This window comes from Sutcliffiella deserti (assembly GCF_020037475.1).
In the GTDB taxonomy this organism is placed as follows: Bacteria; Bacillota; Bacilli; order Bacillales; family Bacillaceae_I; genus Sutcliffiella_A; species Sutcliffiella_A deserti.
Genome location: NZ_JAIQDB010000001.1, coordinates 314750 through 335259 on the forward strand (window position 1 = coordinate 314750; position 20510 = coordinate 335259).

Consider the following 20510-nt stretch of genomic DNA (forward strand, 5'->3'; position numbering starts at 1 on the left):
TTCATCCTTTCACAACAGATTTACTCATCTTTTGCTAATAACTCCGTAAATCTTGCTGCTTGTTCTGGTTCCAGGCTGCCTAGAATAGAAGATTTCTTAGCAACACTTAATTCACTTAGAATATGAACTGCCATTTCTTCTTCTAACTCCATCATAATTTCTGCTGCTTTCTTCGTAGACATTCTTTCATAAAGATTGGATAGCTCTTTTGTTGATACTTTAACCTCTTCTTCTTGAGTTTCTAATTCTTTAATTCGACTATTTGCTTGATCTAATTGTGCAGCAAGCTTAGTTATTTCCTGCTGTTTGTCGATTATTTCTCTTTCAAGGAGAGCGACCTCTTTAGGAGCTTGAGCATCCTTGGACTCTTTTTCTTGAGAATCCTCATCTTTTTCTTGTTCTTCTGTTTGTGTAACTGCTTTTTCAGGAATAAATGATTGAGCAACATCAAAAACATTTACACCTTGAAAGGTTAAATATCCTAGAACCAATGTTAATAAAAATAAAATCGGAAAAACAAACAAATATAATAATTTCTGTAAAAAAGTATAAGTGCGTTCTTCTTCCATGCTTGATTGTTGATTTTCTTTTTTCATAGCTACTTCACCTATTCGTGTGATGCGTATATTGTAGGATAGAAAGCTCATCTATAAAGGATGTCTCGATCCTGCTCTCATTTTGTTTCCATAAAACTTTTTGCTTATCATCAAGCACTTCATATTTTTTGCATTCTATTGAATGCTCTTTTAATTTTTCTTCTTTAAGATTCATTAGTGCTCGTGCATGACTTACTTTCCTCTGCTGATTCCGCACATTTTTTTCTAGATTACCAATAAAATACTGTTGTTGTTTTAAAATATCTATCGGTATCCCGGTTTGTAGTCGACCATGCAAGGTTGTTTCAAGTTGCTCTTTTTTCTTAAGCAATGTATAGAGTTCCTGGCCTTCTGATTCAAATTGAGAAATCGCATCTTGATATTCTGAGCTGGCGATATCTTTTTCTGCTTTCTTAACAAATAATATTTTCCCTAAACGATCTTTTCTTTCTGTCACGAGACCACCTTATTTCATCAAGTTAATTAGCTCATCTTTTGTTTCAGTAAAACTCCATTTCGATTCAACATCTTGTTTTAGAAAATGAATAATAGCGGGATATGCTTGGATGGCTTCGTCAATATCTCTTGAAGTACCACGCTTATATGCTCCAATATTAATTAGGTCTTCCGCTTGATAATATTTGGATAGCTTCTCCCTCATGTACTCAGCGGCTTGCTTATGCTCATGGCTTACAATATTGTTCATTACTCGACTCACGCTTTTGAGAACATTGATAGCCGGGTATTGACCTCTATTGGCAAGTTCTCTATCTAAAACAAAATGTCCATCCAATATCCCTCTGACACTATCCGCAATTGGCTCATTCATATCGTCTCCATCTACCAATACGGTATAGAAAGCTGTAATGGATCCTTTTTCATTTGTCCCCGTTCTCTCTAAAAGCTTAGGAAGCATTGAAAAAACCGATGGAGTATATCCTTTTGTTGTCGGTGGTTCTCCAATAGCTAATCCAACTTCTCGTTGTGCCATTGCAACACGTGTAACAGAATCCATCATTAGCATTACATTTAATCCCGCGTCACGAAAATATTCTGCGATTGCAGTTGCAGTATACGCGCCCTTAATCCGCATTAATGCAGGCTGATCAGAGGTTGCTACGATAACAATTGATCTTTTTAGCCCTTCTGATCCAAGGTCTCGTTCTAAAAAGTCCCTTACCTCTCTGCCCCGTTCCCCTATTAAAGCAATTACATTAATATCTGCAAATGTATTTCTTGCAATCATACCTAGTAAGGTACTTTTACCAACACCACTTCCAGCAAATATGCCTACCCTTTGACCCTTACCAACGGTTAAAAGTCCGTCAATGACCTTGACACCTACTTCTAATTCTTCGGAAATGGATGGTCTTGACATTGGATTTGGTGGGGGTTGATCGGTTGGATATTTTCCAAGTCCCATTGGCATCTCTTCGGAGGGATCCAGAGGATTACCTAATGCATCCAGTACCATTCCTTGAAGACATTCACCAATTTTTATTTCTAAAGGCTGGTGTGTGGCTTCCACCATACAGCCAGGGCCAATGTCCTGTATATCTGTAAAAGGCATTAATATAACATGCTCATCTCGAAATCCTACTACCTCTGCCTGAACGACTCTTCTTTTTTTCTTGTCAATTATGATATTACAAACATCGCCGATTGAACTTTCCGGACCCTTTGATTCAATCATTAATCCTATAACCCTTTTTACTTTTCCATACCGTTTGTAAGGATTTATATCTTCTATTTCCTGCAATATTTCCTCAATCATCTTCATTGCGCTGCCCCTGCTTTCACTAAGTGCAACAGTTTTTCTTTAATTTCTGCTAATTGTGTTTGTACGGATACTTCCATCCGACCAGCAGTTGAGTCAATCCAGCACCCATCTTCAGCTAAATCCACCTCTGGATATATATGAATATCAAATTGGCTGTTCATTATATTTTGTAAAAGATGTTTATTTTGAATAAGTAACGGGTATTGTTTAGGACTGACATAAATTCTGATTTCCTCTTTTTCTTTTACTTCCTTTAGTGCTGTTTGTACTAGACTGATATACTGGGTCGGTTCTTTATCTAGTTTCATCCCAATGATTTTTTCAGCCACCTTCATACTAATGGAGAGGATTTCTTCAGAAGAGCTGTCCAGTTTCTTTTCATAATCTGTAGTTGAGAGTGTCACCATTTGTTTGGCCTCTGAAATATAACTTTCGTATTGCACATTTGCATCAGCTTTTCCTTGTTGAAAGCCAGCACTGTATCCCTCTTCGGTCGCTTGGTTTATCAATGCCTGTTTTTCTTCTGACCAGTTCTGTTTATCTTTTTCTATATTTCCAAGGATTCTATTATGTTCTTCAACAGCTTTATTAATAATTTCTGCTGCCTCAGCCTTGGTTTTCTGTACCATGCTGTTTATCTCTTCAATTGATGGACTCTTACTGTTTTGATGCTCATTCTCCTGTCTTAAAAATATCGGCGCAACCTTGATGGCTACTTTTTCTTTTCCCTCTAGTATCAAAGAAGTCGATTTAATTAATCTAGACAATGATGTCATCCCCTCCACCGCGGGCAATTACAATTTCTCCTGCTTCTTCAAGCTTACGAATAATGCCTACAATCCGGGATTGAGATTCCTCTACATCCTTCAAACGGACAGGACCCATATATTCCATATCATCTTTCATCGTTTCTACCATACGTTTAGACATATTCTTAAAGACAATATCTTTTACTTCTTCACTAGCTACCTTTAGTGCAAGCATTAGATCTTCGTTTTCTACATCACGAATGACACGTTGTATTGCCATATTATCCAAGGTAACGATATCTTCAAATACAAACATTCGTTTCTTTATTTCTTCTGCTAGTTCTGGGTCTTGAATCTCAAGAGCATCCAATATAGTTCGTTCTGTACTTCGATCCACTTGATTTAACACATCTACAACAGCATCGATACCACCTGTATTTGTGTAATCCCTTGTTACCGTCGTCGATAATTTTCTTTCAAGTATTTGCTCTACCTCATTGATGATCTCAGGGGAAGTACTATCCATTACAGCAATTCTTTTCGCAATATCTGCTTGTAGCTCCTGTGGTAACTCTGAAAGAATTTGACCTGACTTTGTTGGTTCCAGGTAAGATAGTACTAAAGCAATTGTTTGAGGATGCTCATTTTGGATAAAATTCAAAATTTGTGATGCATCTGCTTTTCTAGCAAAATCAAAAGGTTTAACCTGTAAGGACGAAGTTAACCGAGTAATGATAGCAGATGCCTGTTCTTTGCCCAACGCCTTTTCTAATACAGTTTTTGCATAATTAATTCCGCCTTGAGAAATATAATCCTGCGCTAAAGCGATTTGATGGAATTCTTCTAGAACATCTTCCTTTATATGAGAGTCTACTGTTCTGACACCTGAGATTTCTAATGTCAACTTTTCAATTTCATCTTCCGAAAGGTGTTTATATACGGAAGCGGAAACATCGGGTCCAAGTGAGATTAATAAGATGGCTGCCTTTTGTTTATTTGTAAATACTTTGTTTGAACTTGCTTTTGCCATTTATTGAACCACCTTTTCTTATTCTGATAACCAGGATCGCAATAGTTTTGCAAATTCATCGGGCTTTTCTTTTGCCATCTTTTCCAATTGCTTTTTACGCGCAGATCCTTCAGATTCTTTTTCGTTATTTATATCCGGAATACTTACATTCCTAATCTCATCAACTATCATTTCTTCTTCTATAATCTCTTCTTTTTTGCTGCGTCTAACTAACATGAATATTAATAAAATGATGACAGCTACTAGTAAACCTCCAACAATATACATCCAAATTGGGATTGTAGGTGTTGGTGCTTGTTCAAATTGTGTTTTTCCATTAAAGGTTTGAACAGAGACTACAATTTTCTCATCGATGTCTGCATCGTCTGGATTAGCTGCTAAAGCATTCTTATCTATCGAAGTCCGGACAATTGTACCCAAAATTTGACGGATTTCATCAACTGTGTCACCTTGTAAAGATAAAGGATCATCTGCCACCGGTGGTTCTACCATGACTTGGATTCCCATGTCTCTAACTTTGTAAGGACTTTCAACTACTACTTTGTTTATTCGATTAACTTCATTATTTATTCGCTCTTCCATCCGTTCGAAGTCGCCACTGCCATTTGCACCACCAGCAATATAACCAGGAACATCCGCTTCACCGGTACCTACTTCCCCTCCAGCAGCTGCTTCATTACCTGTATAGGTTTCTGTAATTCTTTCTACACTTACAGCAATACCCTCCATATTTTCTGGGTCAACGGGTGTAACAAGTTTTTCTTCTCGATTCTCTTGTGTAAAATCAATGTCTGTTGTGACAGAAACTACTACTTTGTTATGTCCCATCATCATCCCAAGCATCTGTTGCACTTGACGCTGAATATCTCTTTCGATTTCTTTCTTCAATTCCAATTGGGACGTAACATTTAAACTATTTGACGAATTTTGATTATTTGCGAGATCATAATACTCAAAATTTTGGTTCATGATGACGATATTATCTGTAGAGAGATTGGAAATACTTTTTGAAACCAAGTGATAAAGCGCATTTATTTCAGTCTGGTCGAATTGATAACCAGGTTCTGTATGTAATACGATGGATGCAGAGGCTTCCTGTACAGAATCTCTAACAAACACACCTTCCTCTGGCATAGTTATCATTACTTTTGCATCTTTCACTCCATCAATACTCATAACGAGGTTGGCAAGTTCCGTTTGCATTGCATCCAGTTTCATAATTTGAAACTCGTTGTCGGTCATACCGAATCCAGATCTTTCACCAAAAAAACTATAATCAATACTTCCGCTTTTCGGAACTCCTTCAGCTGCAAGGTCCACTTTTAAGGTATCCACTGTTTCTTGCGGAACTAAGATTGCTGTTCCATTTTCCGTTATTTGTGAAGGTATACCTCTAGTATCAAGTACTTCTTTAATTTGCCCGGTTTCTTGTGGTGTTAATTCTTTATATAGAGGCGCCATATTAGTTTTGGTAACAAAATATATGATAGCTATAATAGCGAGAACTGCTACTAATGTACTGCTAATAATAACGGTCTTTTGAGTTTTTGCTCTGTTTTTCCAAAAGACGACTGTTTTATTTTTCATATCAAGTAATTTCTCTTTCATTCTGTCAATTCCCCCGGTTATTATCTGGCAGCATGATTTATGCAGTTAATAACCGCATTTATTTTATTTTTGGCTCTGTTAAACGCCGCTGTTGATTTCCGCAAAAGGCTACGCGTTCCAAGGGGCGTTGCTGGAGCCCGTTGGAGTCTCCGCCTTTTGCTCCAATCATCGCTGGAATAGCGTTTTTTCAACAAACAACTTTAACAGACCCTATTATTTAAAATCTTATTATTCATTAGGTGCCTATTTGACTTCACTAAACTTGCATGCGCATCATTTCTTGATAAGCTTCAACACCTTTATTTCTAACCTCCATCGTCAACTGAAAAGCGACACTCGCTTTTTGCTGCGCGATTAGAACGTCGTGTAAATCAATACCTTCATTATTCACTAGTTTTCTTGTTGCTTCGTTGGACACAATTTGGTTACTGTTCACTTCATTTAATGCATCTTTTAAATAACTGGAAAATTGCTGATGCACCTCACCTGTCGACTTTTTTTGATTATCGGATATCTGCAGTAAGGGTGTTTGGTTCGAAATTTTTGATATCATTATTCTTTATTCCTCCTACTTTCCTAACTCAAGCGTTTTCATCATTATTCCTTTAGATGCATTGAAAACAGTTACATTTGCTTCATAGGATCTTGTGGCACTCATTAGATCCACCATTTCTTTTAAAGGATCAACATTTGGAAGTTGTACATAGCCTTCCTCATTTGCATCAGGATGACTTGGATCGAATACTATTCGAAAAGGGGCGTCATCTTCTTTAATTCTTGTAACCCTTACGCCATTACCAATTTCATTACTAGATCCGGAAGCTTTCTGTAAAAATGATTGAAAGCTGTTTTCCATTGGCGCGGTCTCTACTATCTTTCTTTTATAAGGCTCCCATTCTCCATTAACAAACCTGCCTCTTGTAGAGTCCACATTCGCCATATTTGAGGAAGTTACATCCATTCGCAATCGTTGCGCAGTGAGAGCGGAAGCAGAGATGTTCATACTTTTAAACATGGACATTAAGCTCTACCTCCCTTAATAACAGACTGCAATGACTGAAACTTTCCACTCAGTTGATCGATCATTGTGTAATAATGAATCTGGTTTTCTGCTAGTTCTGACATCTCTTTATCAATATCAACATTGTTCCCATTATGAGAATAGGAATGTGCTGTGTTATCAATAGTAAAAGCTTGTTTTGAAGTTCCAGAAAATTCAAAGTGACGAGCATCTGTTCTTTTAGCATTCATCGCTTCGTTAAAAACTTGTCCAAAATTAGGATTTACTACCTTACGTTTATAATTTGGTGTGTCAACATTTGCTATATTTTGAGAAATCGTTTTATGCTTTGCCGCAGAATATTGAATTCCTTTTTCTAAAGCGGTAATGGATGACGAAAAAATATTCATGATAACCCCCATAAAAGTGAAAAAAATGACGAAAGATATAGATTTGTCGAAATTTGTTTATATAGCCTTATTGTAAATTAAGGAACCTCATCTGTCTATGCACTATTTGTTAAAATAATGCGATAAATAGACTCATTTTTCATAACAGGACTATAGTTACATATAAATCCCATAAATTAGTATAGTTAGTGTTAACCGCTAAATAAATACTAAATCACTTTACTTTTGCATATAAAATTCTCTTTTGAAAGCTAGGGTGTCATAGACCTTCTGCTCTCGCTCACATGGCTAATCACCATAGCTACTTACCGCTCAAAAACACGTAAAAAAACCTGCCCCTTTAAAGAGGCAGGTTTTTTGGGTACTATAAATTAATGCGATTTCAGCTTAGCTAATTCCATCAAAAACTTATCATTAAGCACTTTAATATAAGTACCTTTCATACCTAGAGAACGTGATTCGATTACCCCTGCACTTTCTAGCTTACGAAGTGCATTTACAATAACTGAACGGGTTATTCCGACTCTGTCTGCAATTTTACTTGCAACGAGCAATCCTTCTTTTCCGTCTAATTCTTCGAAAATATGCTCGATTGCTTCAAGTTCACTGTAAGATAAAGAGCTAATCGCCATTTGGACAACAGCTTTACTTCTAGCTTCATCTTCAATTTCCTCAGCTTTCTCACGAAGAATTTCCATTCCTACCACTGTTGCTCCGTATTCAGCCATAATTAGATCATCATCAGAAAACGGTTCTTGTAAACGAGCTAAAATTAATGTTCCTAAGCGCTCTCCACCACCGATAATTGGTACAATGGTTGTCAATCCTGTCTTAAATAACTCTTTATTCTCTACAGGAAAAGCTGTGTACTCACTATCCACATCAAGATTAGAAGAGGTTTCGGAAATCTTGAATAAGTTTTTCGTGTACTCTTCTGGGAATTGACGATCTTCCAACATTTTAATCATTCGTTCGTTTTCAATCTGTTGGTTAATTGAATAGCCAAGAAGCTTTCCTCGACGGCTTAGCACGAACACGTTTGCTTCAATTACATTACACAAGGTTTCAGACATTTCTTTAAAGTTAACTGGTTTTCCTGCAGCTTTTTGAAGCATTGCATTAATGGTTCTTGTTTTTTGTAATAACGGCATTTTACTTCCTCCTAGAATCTACTTCTACAATATAAATTGACTTAAATCTTTATTTTTCGCAATAGAACCTAATTTTTCTTCAACATATTGAGGTGTAATCACAATTTTCTCCAGATTTATATCCGGTGCTTCAAAAGAAAGGTCCTCAAGTAATTTTTCCAAGATGGTATGCAAGCGACGCGCTCCGATATTATCGGTATCCTGATTCACCTGGAATGCAACTTCTGCTATCTTACGAATAGCATCGTCAGAAAATTCAAGTTGTATACCTTCTGTTTCCAATAAAGCTATGTATTGCTTTATCAGGGCGTTATCCGGTTCCACTAAAATTCTAACAAAATCTTCCACAGTCAATTTCGTTAACTCTACACGAATCGGGAAACGACCTTGAAGTTCCGGTATCAGGTCTGACGGTTTTGCAATATGAAAGGCACCAGCTGAAATGAATAGCACATGGTCTGTATTAACTTGACCATGTTTAGTCATAACCGTAGATCCTTCTACAATAGGTAATATGTCGCGTTGTACACCTTCACGTGAAACATCTGCAGAAGAACCACTGTTCTTTTTCGCAATTTTATCGATTTCATCTATGAAAATGATTCCACTTTGCTCGGCGCGAACGATGGCTTCTTGAGATACTTCATCCATGTCGATAAGTTTATATGCTTCTTCATTTGTTAGAATTGGTCTAGCCTCTCTAACTGTGAGCTTACGCTTTTTCTTTTTCTTTGGCATTAAGTTACTTAACGCGTCTTGCATGTTCATGCCCATTTGTTCCATACCCGAACCCTGGAGCATATCAAACATGGATCCTTGCTGTTCTTCTACTTCTAGCGTTACATAACGGTCCTCTAATTCACCTAATGCTAATTGGTGGGCCATTCTTTTTCGTTGATCTTTAATGGACGTTTCCTCTTGCTTAATCTGTTCATCTGTATCAGACGATTGATTTGTACCTCCAAAGAACATCTCAAGAGGATTTTTATAGGAAGAGGAATTCTTCTGTTTGCCTGGAACCAAAAGCTCCACTAATCTTTTGTTTGCATTTTCTAAGGCTTTCTCTTTTACACTTAACATTTTCTCTTCTTTTACTAAACGTACACTTGTTTCCACTAAATCACGGACCATTGATTCCACATCCCTGCCGACGTAGCCGACTTCAGTGAACTTTGTTGCTTCCACTTTAATAAAAGGAGCACCTACAAGCTTGGCTATTCTTCTGGCTATTTCAGTTTTACCAACACCAGTTGGGCCGATCATTAGAATGTTTTTAGGAACAACTTCATCACGCAAATTACCAGAAAGCAAGCTTCTACGATATCGATTTCTCAGTGCAACAGCCACCGCTTTTTTTGCTTTCGTTTGTCCTACAATATATTGATCAAGCATTTCGACTATTTGCCTAGGGGTTAATTTTTCACTCATATTAGCAACCGCCTTTTCTATAGTTCTTCCACAATGATATTGTCGTTTGTATACACACAAATTTCTCCCGCCATATCCAGGGCTGCTTTTGCAATTTCTCTTGCAGTCATGTGCTCACCAGCATATCTTTTAAGAGCACGCCCTGCAGCTAATGCATAATTGCCCCCTGAACCGATTGCCAAAATGCCATCATCAGGTTCAATTACTTCCCCTGTCCCGGATACTAATAATAGGCTCGTGTCATCCATAACAATCAACATTGCTTCTAATCTTCTTAACACTTTGTCACTTCGCCATTCTTTTGCAAGCTCCACAGCTGCTCTTTGAAGATTTCCATTGTATTCTTCAAGTTTAACTTCAAATAGTTCAAATAAAGTAAAAGCGTCCGCTACTGACCCTGCAAATCCGGCTAATATTTTACCATTAAAAAGTCTACGTACTTTCCTTGCGGTATGCTTCATGACTACCGCATTTCCAAATGTAACTTGCCCGTCACCTGACATTGCTGATTGTCCTTGATGCTTTACAGCAAATATCGTAGTGGCATGAAAAGATGACATGGGGGTTCCTCCTGTTCCTTCCTCATGCACGAGGATGAAATTGATTGTAAGTTTGTTGTAGACGTTCTTTCGTCACATGTGTGTAAAGTTGGGTGGATGAGAGACTTGCATGACCTAATAATTCTTGTACAACCCTTAAATCTGCACCTTCGTTTAACATATGTGTTGCAAATGTATGGCGTAATACATGGGGACTAATATGTAAAGTTGAACTGGCTTGTTTCACTAACTCGTTTAACACCATTCTTACACCACGCGGAGTAATCGGTTCACCAAGATAATTCAAGAATAGATGCTTAGAAGAAGCAGGTTGTTTTGACTTTTTCAAAAGTGCCTCACGACCATCTTTTAAATAATACTCCATCGCTTCTTGAGCAAAGCTTCCAAACGGTACATACCTTTGTTTGTTTCCTTTTCCGTTAATCAGAATGGTTCCAAGGTTAAAATCAATATCTTGCAGTTTAATGTCACAGCATTCACTAACTCGAATGCCTGTTGCATAAAGCAGCTCAAGCAGGACCTGGTTTCTTTGCCCAAGAGGCGTATCTCTACTAGATACAGCAAATAGTTTCTCTAATTCTTCACTATATAAGAACTGAGGCAAATGCTTCACTTGCTTTGGTAGAGAAACGACGGAAAAAGGATTGTTAGTAATCTTTTCCTCTCTACTCAAATATTTAAAAAAACTTCTAAGGCTGGAAGTTTTTCTAGCAACAGACCTTCTAGCGTATTTCTTCTTATGCAATAACGTTAAGTACAAACGTGCTTCTGTATGAGTGATTTCATGTATGTTAGTAATCGCTTCTTCTTTCATGAAATCAAAAAAATCTTCAATATCTTTTTGATAGTACGCAATAGTATATTTTGAATAATTTTTCTCAATTTGTAAATATTCTAGAAAAGAATTTAACGGAATCTTAACATTTGGCATTTTCTCACCTCACAAGGGCTACTAAATATTATCATAATTTAGTAGCCCTTGCAATTAATTTAATTCACTTTTTACAAAATTCTGAATTGTTTCCAACGCTCTCCTAGCATATGCTTCATTTCTTTCCTGTTTATTTTTTATTTTTGTAGGTAAATCAGGGAAAAGACCAAAATTAGCATTCATTGGCTGAAAATTCTTTGAGCTGGTAGCTGTGATATAGTGAGACATACTTCCAATAGCAGATTCTTTTGGAAACTCTAAAGGTTCTTCTCCATTTACTAATCTGGCAGCGTTTATACCAGCTATTAGGCCGGATGCAGCTGATTCTACATACCCTTCTACACCAGTCATTTGACCAGCAAAGAAAAGATCGTCACGAGCCTTAAACTGATAAGTTGCTTTTAACAAATTAGGTGAGTTAATGAATGTGTTCCGGTGCATCACGCCATATCGGACAATTTCTGCATTTTCTAAGCCAGGTATTAATCGTATCACATCTTTTTGAGGGCCCCATTTTAAATGTGTCTGAAAACCAACAATATTATACAAAGTTCCTGCTGCGTCATCCTGACGGAGCTGTACAACGGCATAAGGACGTTTATCTGTTTTAGGATCTTCTAATCCAACTGGCTTTAAAGGTCCAAACAACATAGTCTTTTTCCCGCGATTGGCCATCACTTCAATTGGCATACAACCTTCAAAGAAAATCTCTTTCTCAAATTCCTTTAGCGGAACCGTCTCCGCAGCTACTAATGCTTCATAAAAGGTATTAAATTGCTCTTCGGTCATAGGACAATTTAAATAGGCTGCTTCCCCTTTATCATATCTCGACTTCAGATAAACAATATCCATATTTATGCTGTCTTTTTCTAAGATAGGAGCTGCTGCATCATAGAAATACAAATACTCTTCCCCTGTTAATGATCTTAGTTGATCTGATAAGCTTTTAGAAGTTAAAGGTCCTGTAGCAATAATAGTCGGTCCTTCTGGTATCATTTCTACCTCTTCTTGAAACACTGTTACTAGCGGATGGTTCTTCACCCGTTCGGTCACATTTGCGGCAAACTCATGACGATCTACAGCTAATGCTCCACCAGCAGGGACAGCACATTCATCAGCAGATTTAATTATAACCGAATTAAGTATGCGCATTTCTTCCTTTAACACTCCAACTGCATTTGTAAGATTATTTGCTCTTAAAGAATTAGAACATACTAATTCGGCAAATTTATCTGTATGATGGGCCGGAGTTTGTTTAACTGGTCTCATCTCGTATAAATGAACTCGTATACCTTTATTCGCTAGCTGCCATGCAGCTTCACTACCTGCTAGACCTGCCCCAATTACATTTACTACTTTTGTACTCATTGCAAAGTTCCTCCAAATCTTTTACAGACTACTATTTTTAAATATCTCATTACTTTACTTTATTGGTCCATCAATAAGCGAAAACAACCCTAAAAAAATACTATAACAAAGGAAAAGGGGCTGACGCAAAAAAGTTTAGGTGTCAGACCCTTTTTTTCCTTATGCCTGCTGCTCTTCCTTGTAATCACATTCCACACACTGAACTTGATTACCCTTTTTAAGCTTCTTCTCCACTAATAATGATTCACATTTAGGACACTTTCTTGCAATTGGTTTATCCCATGAGAGGAAATCACATGAAGGATATTGGTCACATCCAAAGAAGATACGTTTCTTCTTGCTTTTTCTTTCCACAATATTGCCTTTTTCACATTTAGGACAAGGTACACCGATGTCTTTAACAATTGGTTTCGTATTACGGCAGTCCGGAAAATTGGAACAGGCCATAAATTTCCCATATCGTCCCATTTTAAATACCATTTCATGATCACAGAGCTCACAGTCTTCACCTGCAGGTTCATCTTTAATTTCGATTTCCTGCATTTCAAGCTCTGCTTTTTCTAACCTTTTTGAAAAACCGTGATAAAACCCATCAATAATATTAACCCAGTTAACTTTTCCTTCTTCCACGTTATCTAAATTTGTCTCTAAGTTCGCAGTAAATTCTACATCGATGATCTCAGGGAAAAATTCCAATATTAGCTGGAGGACAATTTCCCCAAGTTCTGTAGGAACAAATCGCTTGTTATCTAGAGAAACATAGCCGCGCTTCTGAATGGTATCCAGTGTAGGTGCGTAGGTAGAAGGTCTTCCTATTCCTAGTTCCTCAAGAGTCCGAACAAGTCTTGCCTCCGTGTACCTTGGTGGCGGCTGTGTAAAGTGCTGCTTCGGATCTACGTCTTTAGAAAAAACGTTATCTCCCTTTTCCAAAGGTGGCAGAAGATTCTCTTTCTCTTCTTGTTGATCATCATTCCCTTCCACATAAACCTTCATAAATCCTTGAAATTTAACTGTTGATCCTGTGGAACGGAAAATGATATTTTGTTGATGCAGATCTATACTAACCGTGTCTAAAATCGCTGATGCCATTTGACTGGCTACAAATCGTTCCCAAATTAATTTATAAAGTCTAAATTGGTCGCGGGATAAAAATTGTTTAATGGATTGTGGGTCTTTTATTGTAGATGTTGGACGAATTGCTTCGTGAGCATCTTGCGTTTTAGCATTTTTTGTATCTTTTTTCTTTTCAGCTGAAAGAAAGTCTTTGCCGTAATTTTTCATTATATACTCAGAAGCTTCGTTCTTTGCAGTATCAGAAATACGAGTAGAATCTGTACGCATATAAGTGATTAAACCAACAGTTCCTTCTTTACCAAGCTCTATCCCTTCGTACAATTGCTGAGCAAGCATCATGGTCTTCTTGGCTCGGAAATTTAATTTTCGTGCTGCCTCCTGCTGTAGAGATGAGGTAATGAATGGTAATGCAGGATTACGCTTACGCTCTTTCTTTGTAACACTTTTTACCTCAAAAGCATTTCCTTTTAATTTTCCTAAAATATTTTTCACGTCATCTTCTGAACTTAAATCAGTCTTCTTCCCATCTACACCATAAAAACTGCCTTCAAATTCTTTTGAATCATTGGTGATGAATGAACCTTTTATTGTCCAGTATTCTTCTGGTACATATGCCAGTATTTCTTTTTCCCTGTCTATAATTAAACGAACGGCAACTGATTGTACACGACCAGCGCTTAATCCTTTTTTTACTTTTTTCCATAACAATGGACTAATATTGTATCCTACAAGTCGGTCTAAGATCCTTCTGGCTTGTTGTGCATCCACAACATCTAGATCTATTGCCCTTGGGTGTTTAAACGACTCTTTTATTGCATCTTTTGTTATTTCATTAAAAACTACACGGCAGTCCGAATGGATGTCTACATTTAAACTATGCGCCAAATGCCAAGCAATCGCTTCTCCTTCACGATCCGGGTCAGCTGCGAGAAAAATTTTCTTTGCTTTTTTGGCGGCCGTTTTTAGTTCTTTTAAAACTGGTCCTTTTCCGCGAATGGTTATGTATCTAGGTTCAAAATCATTTTCAACATCTACGCCCATTTGACTTTTCGGCAGATCCCGAATATGTCCCATGGATGCTTTTACTTTATATTTTTTACCCAAATAGCGTTCAATAGTTTTTGCTTTTGCAGGTGATTCCACTATCACTAAGTAATCTGACATTTAATAATCCTCCTCAAGAGGGTAAATTCTTAGAAAAAAATAAGCAATTTGCCTTTGTTTTCTCAAAGTTTTTAGCAACCACTTTTAAATTTGTATAATAATCCTTTTTAGGGTTTCTATTTATTATTGTGTAAATATTAAATCTTCACCATTATTAAATATTTTCCAATGGTTTGTCAAACAACTTAAAGTTTTTATCTTTAATAGTCTTACACTAATTTCACTTTAAATAGATTGGTTTCAACTCGATAACTTATATTTCTATCTTATTATGTAGTCAGTTTTTACCTATTTCATACATTACTAATCTGCTCACTTAAATCTTTGTACACTTTTTTGTGCCTTAAGCACTATGTTGAAGCAACAGTTAAAGAGTTTTGAATGATTAGAGCTAGTATTGGTTCTGACAAATGATTGCACAGCTTCGGAAATCCAACACGGTGTTTTAAATAATTATATAAATTAAAAAAGTACAACAAAGTAATATCGTTGTACCCTATAATAATATAGACATATAGTGATTTGTAAAGTGAAAACATAAATAAATTATAAAAATATATCTAAAATATGCCTTTACAGAAGAGAAAGTCAGCGTAGCTCTTCTATTATATCTGCCACACTTGTTACTAATTTTGCGCCTTGTTGAATAAGAGAATTCGTTCCCCTTGATGATGAACAGAGAATTGATCCAGGAACCGCAAAAACTTCTCTTCCTTGTTCAATAGCCTGATCGGCTGTTATTAAAGAACCGCTCTTTTCTTTGGCTTCTATAATTACTACCCCTTCACTTAGGCCGCTTATGATTCTATTTCTTTTTGGGAAGTGCCATTTCTTTGGAGCGGTAAATGGGGGATATTCTGATAATAAGAGGTGGTCCGAAGAGATAGTGTTTGCTAGAAATTGATTTTCTTTTGGGTATATCTGCAGTATCCCACTACCGAGAACAGCAATTGTTTTTCCTTTGTTTTCTATCGTATTCTTATGGGCTAGTGTATCGACTCCTCTCGCTAGTCCGCTTACAGTTGTAAATCCCTCTTTAACCAGTTGAGGTATTATCATGGAAAGTGATTTTTGTCCATATTCTGTTACTTCTCTCGTTCCAACAACACCTAGCATTCTGCTTTGTAAAAGCTTGTAATCACCTTTTGTATACAGTATTAGTGGTGGATCGTAAATTTCCTTTAAAAGCTTTGGATAACTTTCATCAAAAAGGGAGATTATTCTTATGTGATTTTCATTATATTTTGACAGGAGATTTTCTAGTTGAAGGTTTTTCATAAAAGAGAGGATATTACTGGTTTTATTAATAGGAGCTTTTAATATTGTAGAAAGCTGACTTGGAGTGTACTTATCGATTTTATCTAGTTCTGGATCTCTTTTTAATAGAAGTAATAAGGAAGAGTCATTGAGATATGGACAATGATGCAGAGCAATTAATCTCTTTCTCCATGGTTCCATTGAAACACAACCTTTCTGTTGTTTGATTAAAGAAATATACAAGAAATAGGAATAGCCACGCTGACTATTCCTATAAGACAATCAAAAGCAATTAATGTGTTTTACATTTATCAAAAATTCCTTGTTCTTTTATTACTTTAATTAGTGTTTCACCCATTACAGAAGGAGTCTCTGCAACTTCAATGCCGCACTCATTCATCACACGGATCTTTTCATCTGCTGTACCCTTACCTCCGGAAATGATCGCACCAGCATGGCCCATACGCTTTCCTGGAGGTGCCGTACGTCCGCCGATAAATCCTACAACAGGTTTCGTCATGTTTTCTTTTACCCAAAGAGCTGCTTCTTCTTCAGCAGTTCCTCCGATTTCACCAATCATAATTACAGCATACGTATCTTCGTCATCATTGAATGCTTTTAAAACATCAATAAAGTCCGTACCGTTAACAGGATCTCCACCAATTCCAACTGCTGTGGATTGTCCGATGCCTTCTTGAGACAGTTGATGTACAGCTTCATATGTTAGTGTTCCAGAACGAGATACCACTCCAACATGACCTTTTGTGTGAATATAACCAGGCATGATACCAATCTTACATTCTCCAGGAGTAATAACGCCAGGGCAGTTTGGACCAACTAGACGAGTCTTTTTCCCTTCCATATAGCGTTTTACTTTTACCATGTCTAAAACAGGTATGTGCTCTGTAATACAAATAGCGATGTCTAATTCAGAGTCAACTGCTTCCATAATTGCATCTGCTGCAAATGGTGCTGGAACATAAATAACAGACGCATTCGCACCTGTAGCTTTTACAGCTTCCTCTACTGTATTGTATACAGGTACTCCTTCCACTTCGGTACCACCCTTGCCTGGTGTTACCCCTGCAACGATGCTTGTGCCATATTCTAGCATTTGCTTCGTATGGAATAGGGCAGTTGATCCTGTAATACCTTGTACAATTACTTTCGTATCTTTATTAACAAATACGCTCATGAATGTCCCCTGCCTTTCTTATCCTACTTGTGCTACGATTTTTTGTGCACCGTCAGCCATAGACTCTGCTGCTACAATGTTTAAACCAGACTCACGTAAGATTTGTTTTCCTAAATCTACGTTTGTTCCTTCAAGACGAACTACAAGAGGAACTTTTAAACCAATTTGCTTCGCAGCTTCTACTACACCAGTTGCGATGATATCACATTTCATAATTCCACCGAAGATGTTAACAAAAATCCCTTTAACTTTATCATCGGACAAAATAATTTTGAAAGCTTCCGTTACTTTCTCCGCTGTTGCTCCGCCTCCAACATCAAGGAAGTTAGCAGGGTCGCCGCTGTAATGTTTGATGATATCCATTGTTGCCATTGCAAGACCGGCACCATTAACCATACAACCGATGTTCCCATCAAGTGAAATATAACTTAAGTCATATTTAGATGCTTCAATTTCTTTTGCATCTTCTTCCTCTAAATCACGGTACTCCACAATATCTTTTTGGCGATATAATGCATTTGCATCGAAATTCAACTTAGCATCAAGTGCCATAACTTTTCCATCGCCTGTAACTACGAGTGGATTAATTTCAGCAATCGAGCAGTCTTTTTCAACAAAAGCTGTGTAAAGGCTCATCATAAATTTAACAGCCTGTCCTACCAATTCTTTTGGAATATTGATATTAAAAGCGATACGGCGGGCTTGGAATCCAGTTAAACCTACAACAGGATCCACTACTTCTTTGAAGATTTTTTCAGGCGTGTTTTCTGCCACTTCTTCAATTTCAGTTCCACCCTCTTCAGATGCCATTAACACAACACGTGAGGTTGCACGGTCTAAAACTAAACCAACATAGTACTCTTTTTTAATATCGCAACCTTCCTCGATAAGTAAGCGCTTAACTTCCTTACCTTCTGGGCCTGTTTGATGAGTAATTAATGTTTTTCCTAAGATTTCATTCGCATATTCGCGAACTTCATCTATACTCTTGGCAACCTTAACTCCGCCAGCTTTACCACGGCCACCTGCGTGGATTTGTGCTTTTACTACACAAACCTTCGTTCCTAATTCTTTGGCTGCTTCTACTGCCTCTTCTACAGTAAATGCTACACGGCCGTTCGGAACAGCAACCCCGTAGCTTCTGAGGATCTCTTTTCCTTGATATTCATGGATATTCATTTCCCATCCTCCAATCTTATGTATAGCAAAAAAATTTTCAAAAAGTAGACTGCGCTTTCATTTTATTAAAAGGAAGCAGAAATGTCTACCTTTCTGCAAAAATATTATACTATTTTCAAAAAATTAATAGTTGACACACCATAATTGTTACTAGAGAGAGTTTTCTTTGATGTTTTTACAGATTATTCAAATAATTTCCTATAGTAGAAAACCTTCTAATACCTTGACTTTGTTAAGCACCGTTGTTGCTTTCCGCTAAAGGGTACGCTTCACAGGGCGGTGCTTGCGCCTCCTCAACTACGCCTTAGGAAGCTAGTACTTCTAGTAAGGGAATCCCCTTACTAGGCTTTGGAAGCCTTATAAAAGTCCCATTCGAAGCGCAATCAGCGTTCAAACAATTAACTTAGATGTTTAACAGATTATATCATTTACATTTTATTGATTTTCCTTTTCTTTTTCATGAAGCTTATAAACGAAAGAAAGAACCTCAGCAATAATTTCGTATAATTCCTCAGGTATAGATTTATTTAATTCAAGCTCCAATAGCATCTCAATAAGAGCAGGATCTTCTTGTATTGGAATTCTATGTTTTATTGCTTCTTGAATAATGTTTTCAGCAACTAGACCTTTACCTTTAGCGCTTACAATGGGTGCCGCTTGTTTTGATTTATCATAGGAGAGGGCGACAGCTTTTTTTCTTAGGGAAAAAGAATCCTCAAAAGGTTTCATATACGAATATCCACCCCTTCCTCTTTGCGGTTTAAAATCTTTTGAAAGAAATGCAGGGACATTTCTTCCTTCGATTCTCTTTCTTCAGCTGTGATTTTAACAGTAGATAGTGTATAACCTTTTTCCAAAAGTGTATTTTTTAGCATAGGTATGCTTGCTTCCAACAGTCGTTCCAATGGTGGATAGGAATGATGAAAACCCATTGTAATAACCTTTTGCTGAACAAACAAATCGATGATCGTAGAGGAAAAGATAGGCAAGTCAATATATAGAACTATTCTGCAGTATTCTGGATCGACCATTTCACTTTTTTTCTTTTTGGAGGTTATTTGAGCATACCATTCCTTACTCTCCTGTTCGAGTTGAACTGGTATTGGAAGGAAAAAATGTTGGAATGAACCTTCTTCTCTGCTTAGAAGCTGAAATCCAGTTAACTTAGAAACAAGCTGAGAGATGTTTGCCCTGTCCTCTATATTACTTGCGACATGTGCTAACTGTAATAAAAGAGGCTTTAATTGCTCTAGTTGAAGAGCTGATGGAGGTATAAGACTTTGAGCTAAACCTTTTTCATAGTTTAAACCCAAATTAGTAATCAGATTTTTTAAGAATAACACGGTTTCTTGTTTGGAGGATAAGGGGGTTTGTCTCGTCAGCCCCTCCAACAACTCTCTCAATTTGTTTATTTCCGGCCTAGACGCTTCCTGTGGAGGTAGGAGCACTTTAACTTCTTCCACTATGGTAGCCATTGTTTTATCTGTAAGAAAACCTGAAAGTAAGATATTTACGTTATTCGGAATGGAGAGCGGTGCTTGGGCTTGCCGAATAACTAAAAATTTTGTAAGTTCTAGTGCTAGTTCTTTTTGTACGCCTTTTTGTTTTTCGATGTTTTTAACTAATTCTTGCAACTCATTATTTGAAATTTTTACACTAGATTCCTCTATAAACCTCTCTAACCTTTGAGTTGTGGATAATGTCATTCCACTCTCTCCGGTCTTATTGGACATTAGAGAACTATGCGTATTTGCTTTTAGGTGCTCTGTCTTCTCAATTGTTAGAACGATCCCATCCGCTTTGGCATTTCTTCTAAAAACATAATCGTTTCCTACTGTAACCTCATCAGTTATTTTAGCTGAGATAGAGGTTGTTCCCTTTTTTATGATATACAATTCTCCAGGTAACCGCTCTGTTACTTTTGCCTGAAATGTTTCAGGGAGTTTTGGCAATAGTTTATTATTTAAATTAGACATCAAATTTTCTGGTATTCTTTGATGTATCATCTGCCAAATATTCATATGTCATTC

At 37.1% G+C, this 20510-nt stretch carries 20 protein-coding genes; all 20 read right to left on the reverse strand.

Annotated elements, in window-relative coordinates; all coding sequences use genetic code 11:
* Positions 1–20: 20 nt before the first annotated feature.
* The 20 genes from K9B36_RS01495 to K9B36_RS01590 all read right to left on the reverse strand — a co-directional run bounded on the left by K9B36_RS01495 (position 21) and on the right by K9B36_RS01590 (position 20501).
* Positions 21–596: a magnesium transporter MgtE N-terminal domain-containing protein gene (locus K9B36_RS01495; protein ID WP_223700233.1), complete on the reverse strand. Its 576-nt coding sequence runs from the start codon at positions 594–596 to the stop codon at positions 21–23.
* A 7-nt stretch (positions 597–603) separates the two neighbouring features.
* The gene (gene fliJ, locus K9B36_RS01500; protein WP_223700234.1) at positions 604–1053 is read right to left on the reverse strand and encodes a flagellar export protein FliJ; all 450 of its coding nucleotides are present in this window, start codon (positions 1051–1053) and stop codon (positions 604–606) included.
* Between the two features lie 9 nt (positions 1054–1062).
* On the reverse strand, positions 1063–2376 hold the full coding sequence (fliI, locus tag K9B36_RS01505) for a flagellar protein export ATPase FliI (protein ID WP_317889846.1): 1314 nt from the start codon (positions 2374–2376) through the stop codon (positions 1063–1065).
* Positions 2373–3143 carry a flagellar assembly protein FliH gene (gene fliH / locus K9B36_RS01510; protein WP_223700235.1) on the reverse strand — a complete coding sequence of 257 codons (771 nt, stop codon included), beginning with the start codon at positions 3141–3143 and terminating at the stop codon, positions 2373–2375. Before fliH ends, fliI begins: the two co-directional genes overlap by 4 nt.
* The gene (gene fliG / locus K9B36_RS01515; RefSeq protein WP_223700236.1) at positions 3136–4155 is read right to left on the reverse strand and encodes a flagellar motor switch protein FliG; all 1020 of its coding nucleotides are present in this window, start codon (positions 4153–4155) and stop codon (positions 3136–3138) included. Before fliG ends, fliH begins: the two co-directional genes overlap by 8 nt.
* A gap of 18 nt (positions 4156–4173) precedes the next feature.
* Positions 4174–5763 carry a flagellar basal-body MS-ring/collar protein FliF gene (gene fliF / locus K9B36_RS01520; RefSeq protein ID WP_223700237.1) on the reverse strand — a complete coding sequence of 530 codons (1590 nt, stop codon included), beginning with the start codon at positions 5761–5763 and terminating at the stop codon, positions 4174–4176.
* A gap of 256 nt (positions 5764–6019) precedes the next feature.
* A complete protein-coding gene (fliE, locus tag K9B36_RS01525) occupies positions 6020–6316 on the reverse strand; it encodes a flagellar hook-basal body complex protein FliE (RefSeq protein WP_223700238.1) in 297 nt (98 codons plus the stop codon).
* A 15-nt stretch (positions 6317–6331) separates the two neighbouring features.
* Positions 6332–6784, reverse strand: a complete 453-nt coding sequence (flgC, locus tag K9B36_RS01530; RefSeq protein WP_223700239.1) for a flagellar basal body rod protein FlgC — start codon at positions 6782–6784, stop codon at positions 6332–6334.
* Positions 6784–7173 (reverse strand): flagellar basal body rod protein FlgB, encoded by a 390-nt coding sequence (gene flgB / locus K9B36_RS01535; protein WP_223700240.1) that lies wholly within the window; start codon positions 7171–7173, stop codon positions 6784–6786. The genes flgC and flgB overlap by 1 nt, the downstream gene beginning before the upstream one ends.
* Positions 7174–7544: 371 nt before the next feature.
* Complete coding sequence (gene codY, locus K9B36_RS01540) at positions 7545–8324, reverse strand: GTP-sensing pleiotropic transcriptional regulator CodY (RefSeq protein ID WP_223700241.1); 780 nt, start codon at positions 8322–8324, stop codon at positions 7545–7547.
* Between the two features lie 24 nt (positions 8325–8348).
* Positions 8349–9752, reverse strand: a complete 1404-nt coding sequence (gene hslU / locus K9B36_RS01545; RefSeq protein ID WP_223700242.1) for an HslU--HslV peptidase ATPase subunit — start codon at positions 9750–9752, stop codon at positions 8349–8351.
* Positions 9753–9769: 17 nt separating this feature from the next.
* Entirely contained in the window at positions 9770–10312 is a 543-nt protein-coding gene (gene hslV / locus K9B36_RS01550; RefSeq protein WP_223700243.1) for an ATP-dependent protease subunit HslV, read from the reverse strand.
* Between the two features lie 22 nt (positions 10313–10334).
* A complete protein-coding gene (gene xerC / locus K9B36_RS01555) occupies positions 10335–11243 on the reverse strand; it encodes a tyrosine recombinase XerC (RefSeq protein WP_223700244.1) in 909 nt (302 codons plus the stop codon).
* Positions 11244–11297: 54 nt separating this feature from the next.
* Positions 11298–12611, reverse strand: coding sequence for an FADH(2)-oxidizing methylenetetrahydrofolate--tRNA-(uracil(54)-C(5))-methyltransferase TrmFO (gene trmFO / locus K9B36_RS01560; protein ID WP_223700245.1), 1314 nt, complete (start codon positions 12609–12611; stop codon positions 11298–11300).
* 159 nt (positions 12612–12770) lie between these two features.
* A complete protein-coding gene (gene topA, locus K9B36_RS01565; protein WP_223700246.1) occupies positions 12771–14849 on the reverse strand; it encodes a type I DNA topoisomerase in 2079 nt (692 codons plus the stop codon).
* Positions 14850–15437: 588 nt separating this feature from the next.
* Positions 15438–16307: a DNA-processing protein DprA gene (gene dprA, locus K9B36_RS01570; protein ID WP_223700247.1), complete on the reverse strand. Its 870-nt coding sequence runs from the start codon at positions 16305–16307 to the stop codon at positions 15438–15440.
* 91 nt (positions 16308–16398) lie between these two features.
* Positions 16399–17301 (reverse strand): succinate--CoA ligase subunit alpha, encoded by a 903-nt coding sequence (sucD, locus tag K9B36_RS01575; RefSeq protein WP_223700248.1) that lies wholly within the window; start codon positions 17299–17301, stop codon positions 16399–16401.
* Positions 17302–17319: 18 nt separating this feature from the next.
* The gene (gene sucC, locus K9B36_RS01580; RefSeq protein ID WP_223700249.1) at positions 17320–18480 is read right to left on the reverse strand and encodes an ADP-forming succinate--CoA ligase subunit beta; all 1161 of its coding nucleotides are present in this window, start codon (positions 18478–18480) and stop codon (positions 17320–17322) included.
* Positions 18481–18915: 435 nt separating this feature from the next.
* Positions 18916–19209, reverse strand: coding sequence for an EscU/YscU/HrcU family type III secretion system export apparatus switch protein (locus K9B36_RS01585; RefSeq protein WP_223700250.1), 294 nt, complete (start codon positions 19207–19209; stop codon positions 18916–18918).
* Positions 19206–20501, reverse strand: coding sequence for a hypothetical protein (locus tag K9B36_RS01590; RefSeq protein ID WP_223700251.1), 1296 nt, complete (start codon positions 20499–20501; stop codon positions 19206–19208). Before K9B36_RS01590 ends, K9B36_RS01585 begins: the two co-directional genes overlap by 4 nt.
* Positions 20502–20510 lie beyond the last annotated feature (9 nt).

Coding starts and splice junctions, on each gene's coding strand:
- fliE (WP_223700238.1), bottom strand. CDS start 6,316: ATGATATCAAAAATTTCGAACCAAACACCCTTACTGCAGATATCCGAT.
- sucD (WP_223700248.1), bottom strand. CDS start 17,301: ATGAGCGTATTTGTTAATAAAGATACGAAAGTAATTGTACAAGGTATT.
- dprA (WP_223700247.1), bottom strand. CDS start 16,307: ATGGAACCATGGAGAAAGAGATTAATTGCTCTGCATCATTGTCCATAT.
- K9B36_RS01495 (WP_223700233.1), bottom strand. CDS start 596: ATGAAAAAAGAAAATCAACAATCAAGCATGGAAGAAGAACGCACTTAT.
- flgB (WP_223700240.1), bottom strand. CDS start 7,173: ATGAATATTTTTTCGTCATCCATTACCGCTTTAGAAAAAGGAATTCAA.
- K9B36_RS01590 (WP_223700251.1), bottom strand. CDS start 20,501: ATGAATATTTGGCAGATGATACATCAAAGAATACCAGAAAATTTGATG.
- xerC (WP_223700244.1), bottom strand. CDS start 11,243: ATGCCAAATGTTAAGATTCCGTTAAATTCTTTTCTAGAATATTTACAA.
- trmFO (WP_223700245.1), bottom strand. CDS start 12,611: ATGAGTACAAAAGTAGTAAATGTAATTGGGGCAGGTCTAGCAGGTAGT.
- flgC (WP_223700239.1), bottom strand. CDS start 6,784: ATGTCCATGTTTAAAAGTATGAACATCTCTGCTTCCGCTCTCACTGCG.
- sucC (WP_223700249.1), bottom strand. CDS start 18,480: ATGAATATCCATGAATATCAAGGAAAAGAGATCCTCAGAAGCTACGGG.
- topA (WP_223700246.1), bottom strand. CDS start 14,849: ATGTCAGATTACTTAGTGATAGTGGAATCACCTGCAAAAGCAAAAACT.
- fliF (WP_223700237.1), bottom strand. CDS start 5,763: ATGAAAGAGAAATTACTTGATATGAAAAATAAAACAGTCGTCTTTTGG.
- fliI (WP_317889846.1), bottom strand. CDS start 2,376: ATGAAGATGATTGAGGAAATATTGCAGGAAATAGAAGATATAAATCCT.
- codY (WP_223700241.1), bottom strand. CDS start 8,324: ATGCCGTTATTACAAAAAACAAGAACCATTAATGCAATGCTTCAAAAA.
- hslU (WP_223700242.1), bottom strand. CDS start 9,752: ATGAGTGAAAAATTAACCCCTAGGCAAATAGTCGAAATGCTTGATCAA.
- K9B36_RS01585 (WP_223700250.1), bottom strand. CDS start 19,209: ATGAAACCTTTTGAGGATTCTTTTTCCCTAAGAAAAAAAGCTGTCGCC.
- hslV (WP_223700243.1), bottom strand. CDS start 10,312: ATGTCATCTTTTCATGCCACTACGATATTTGCTGTAAAGCATCAAGGA.
- fliG (WP_223700236.1), bottom strand. CDS start 4,155: ATGGCAAAAGCAAGTTCAAACAAAGTATTTACAAATAAACAAAAGGCA.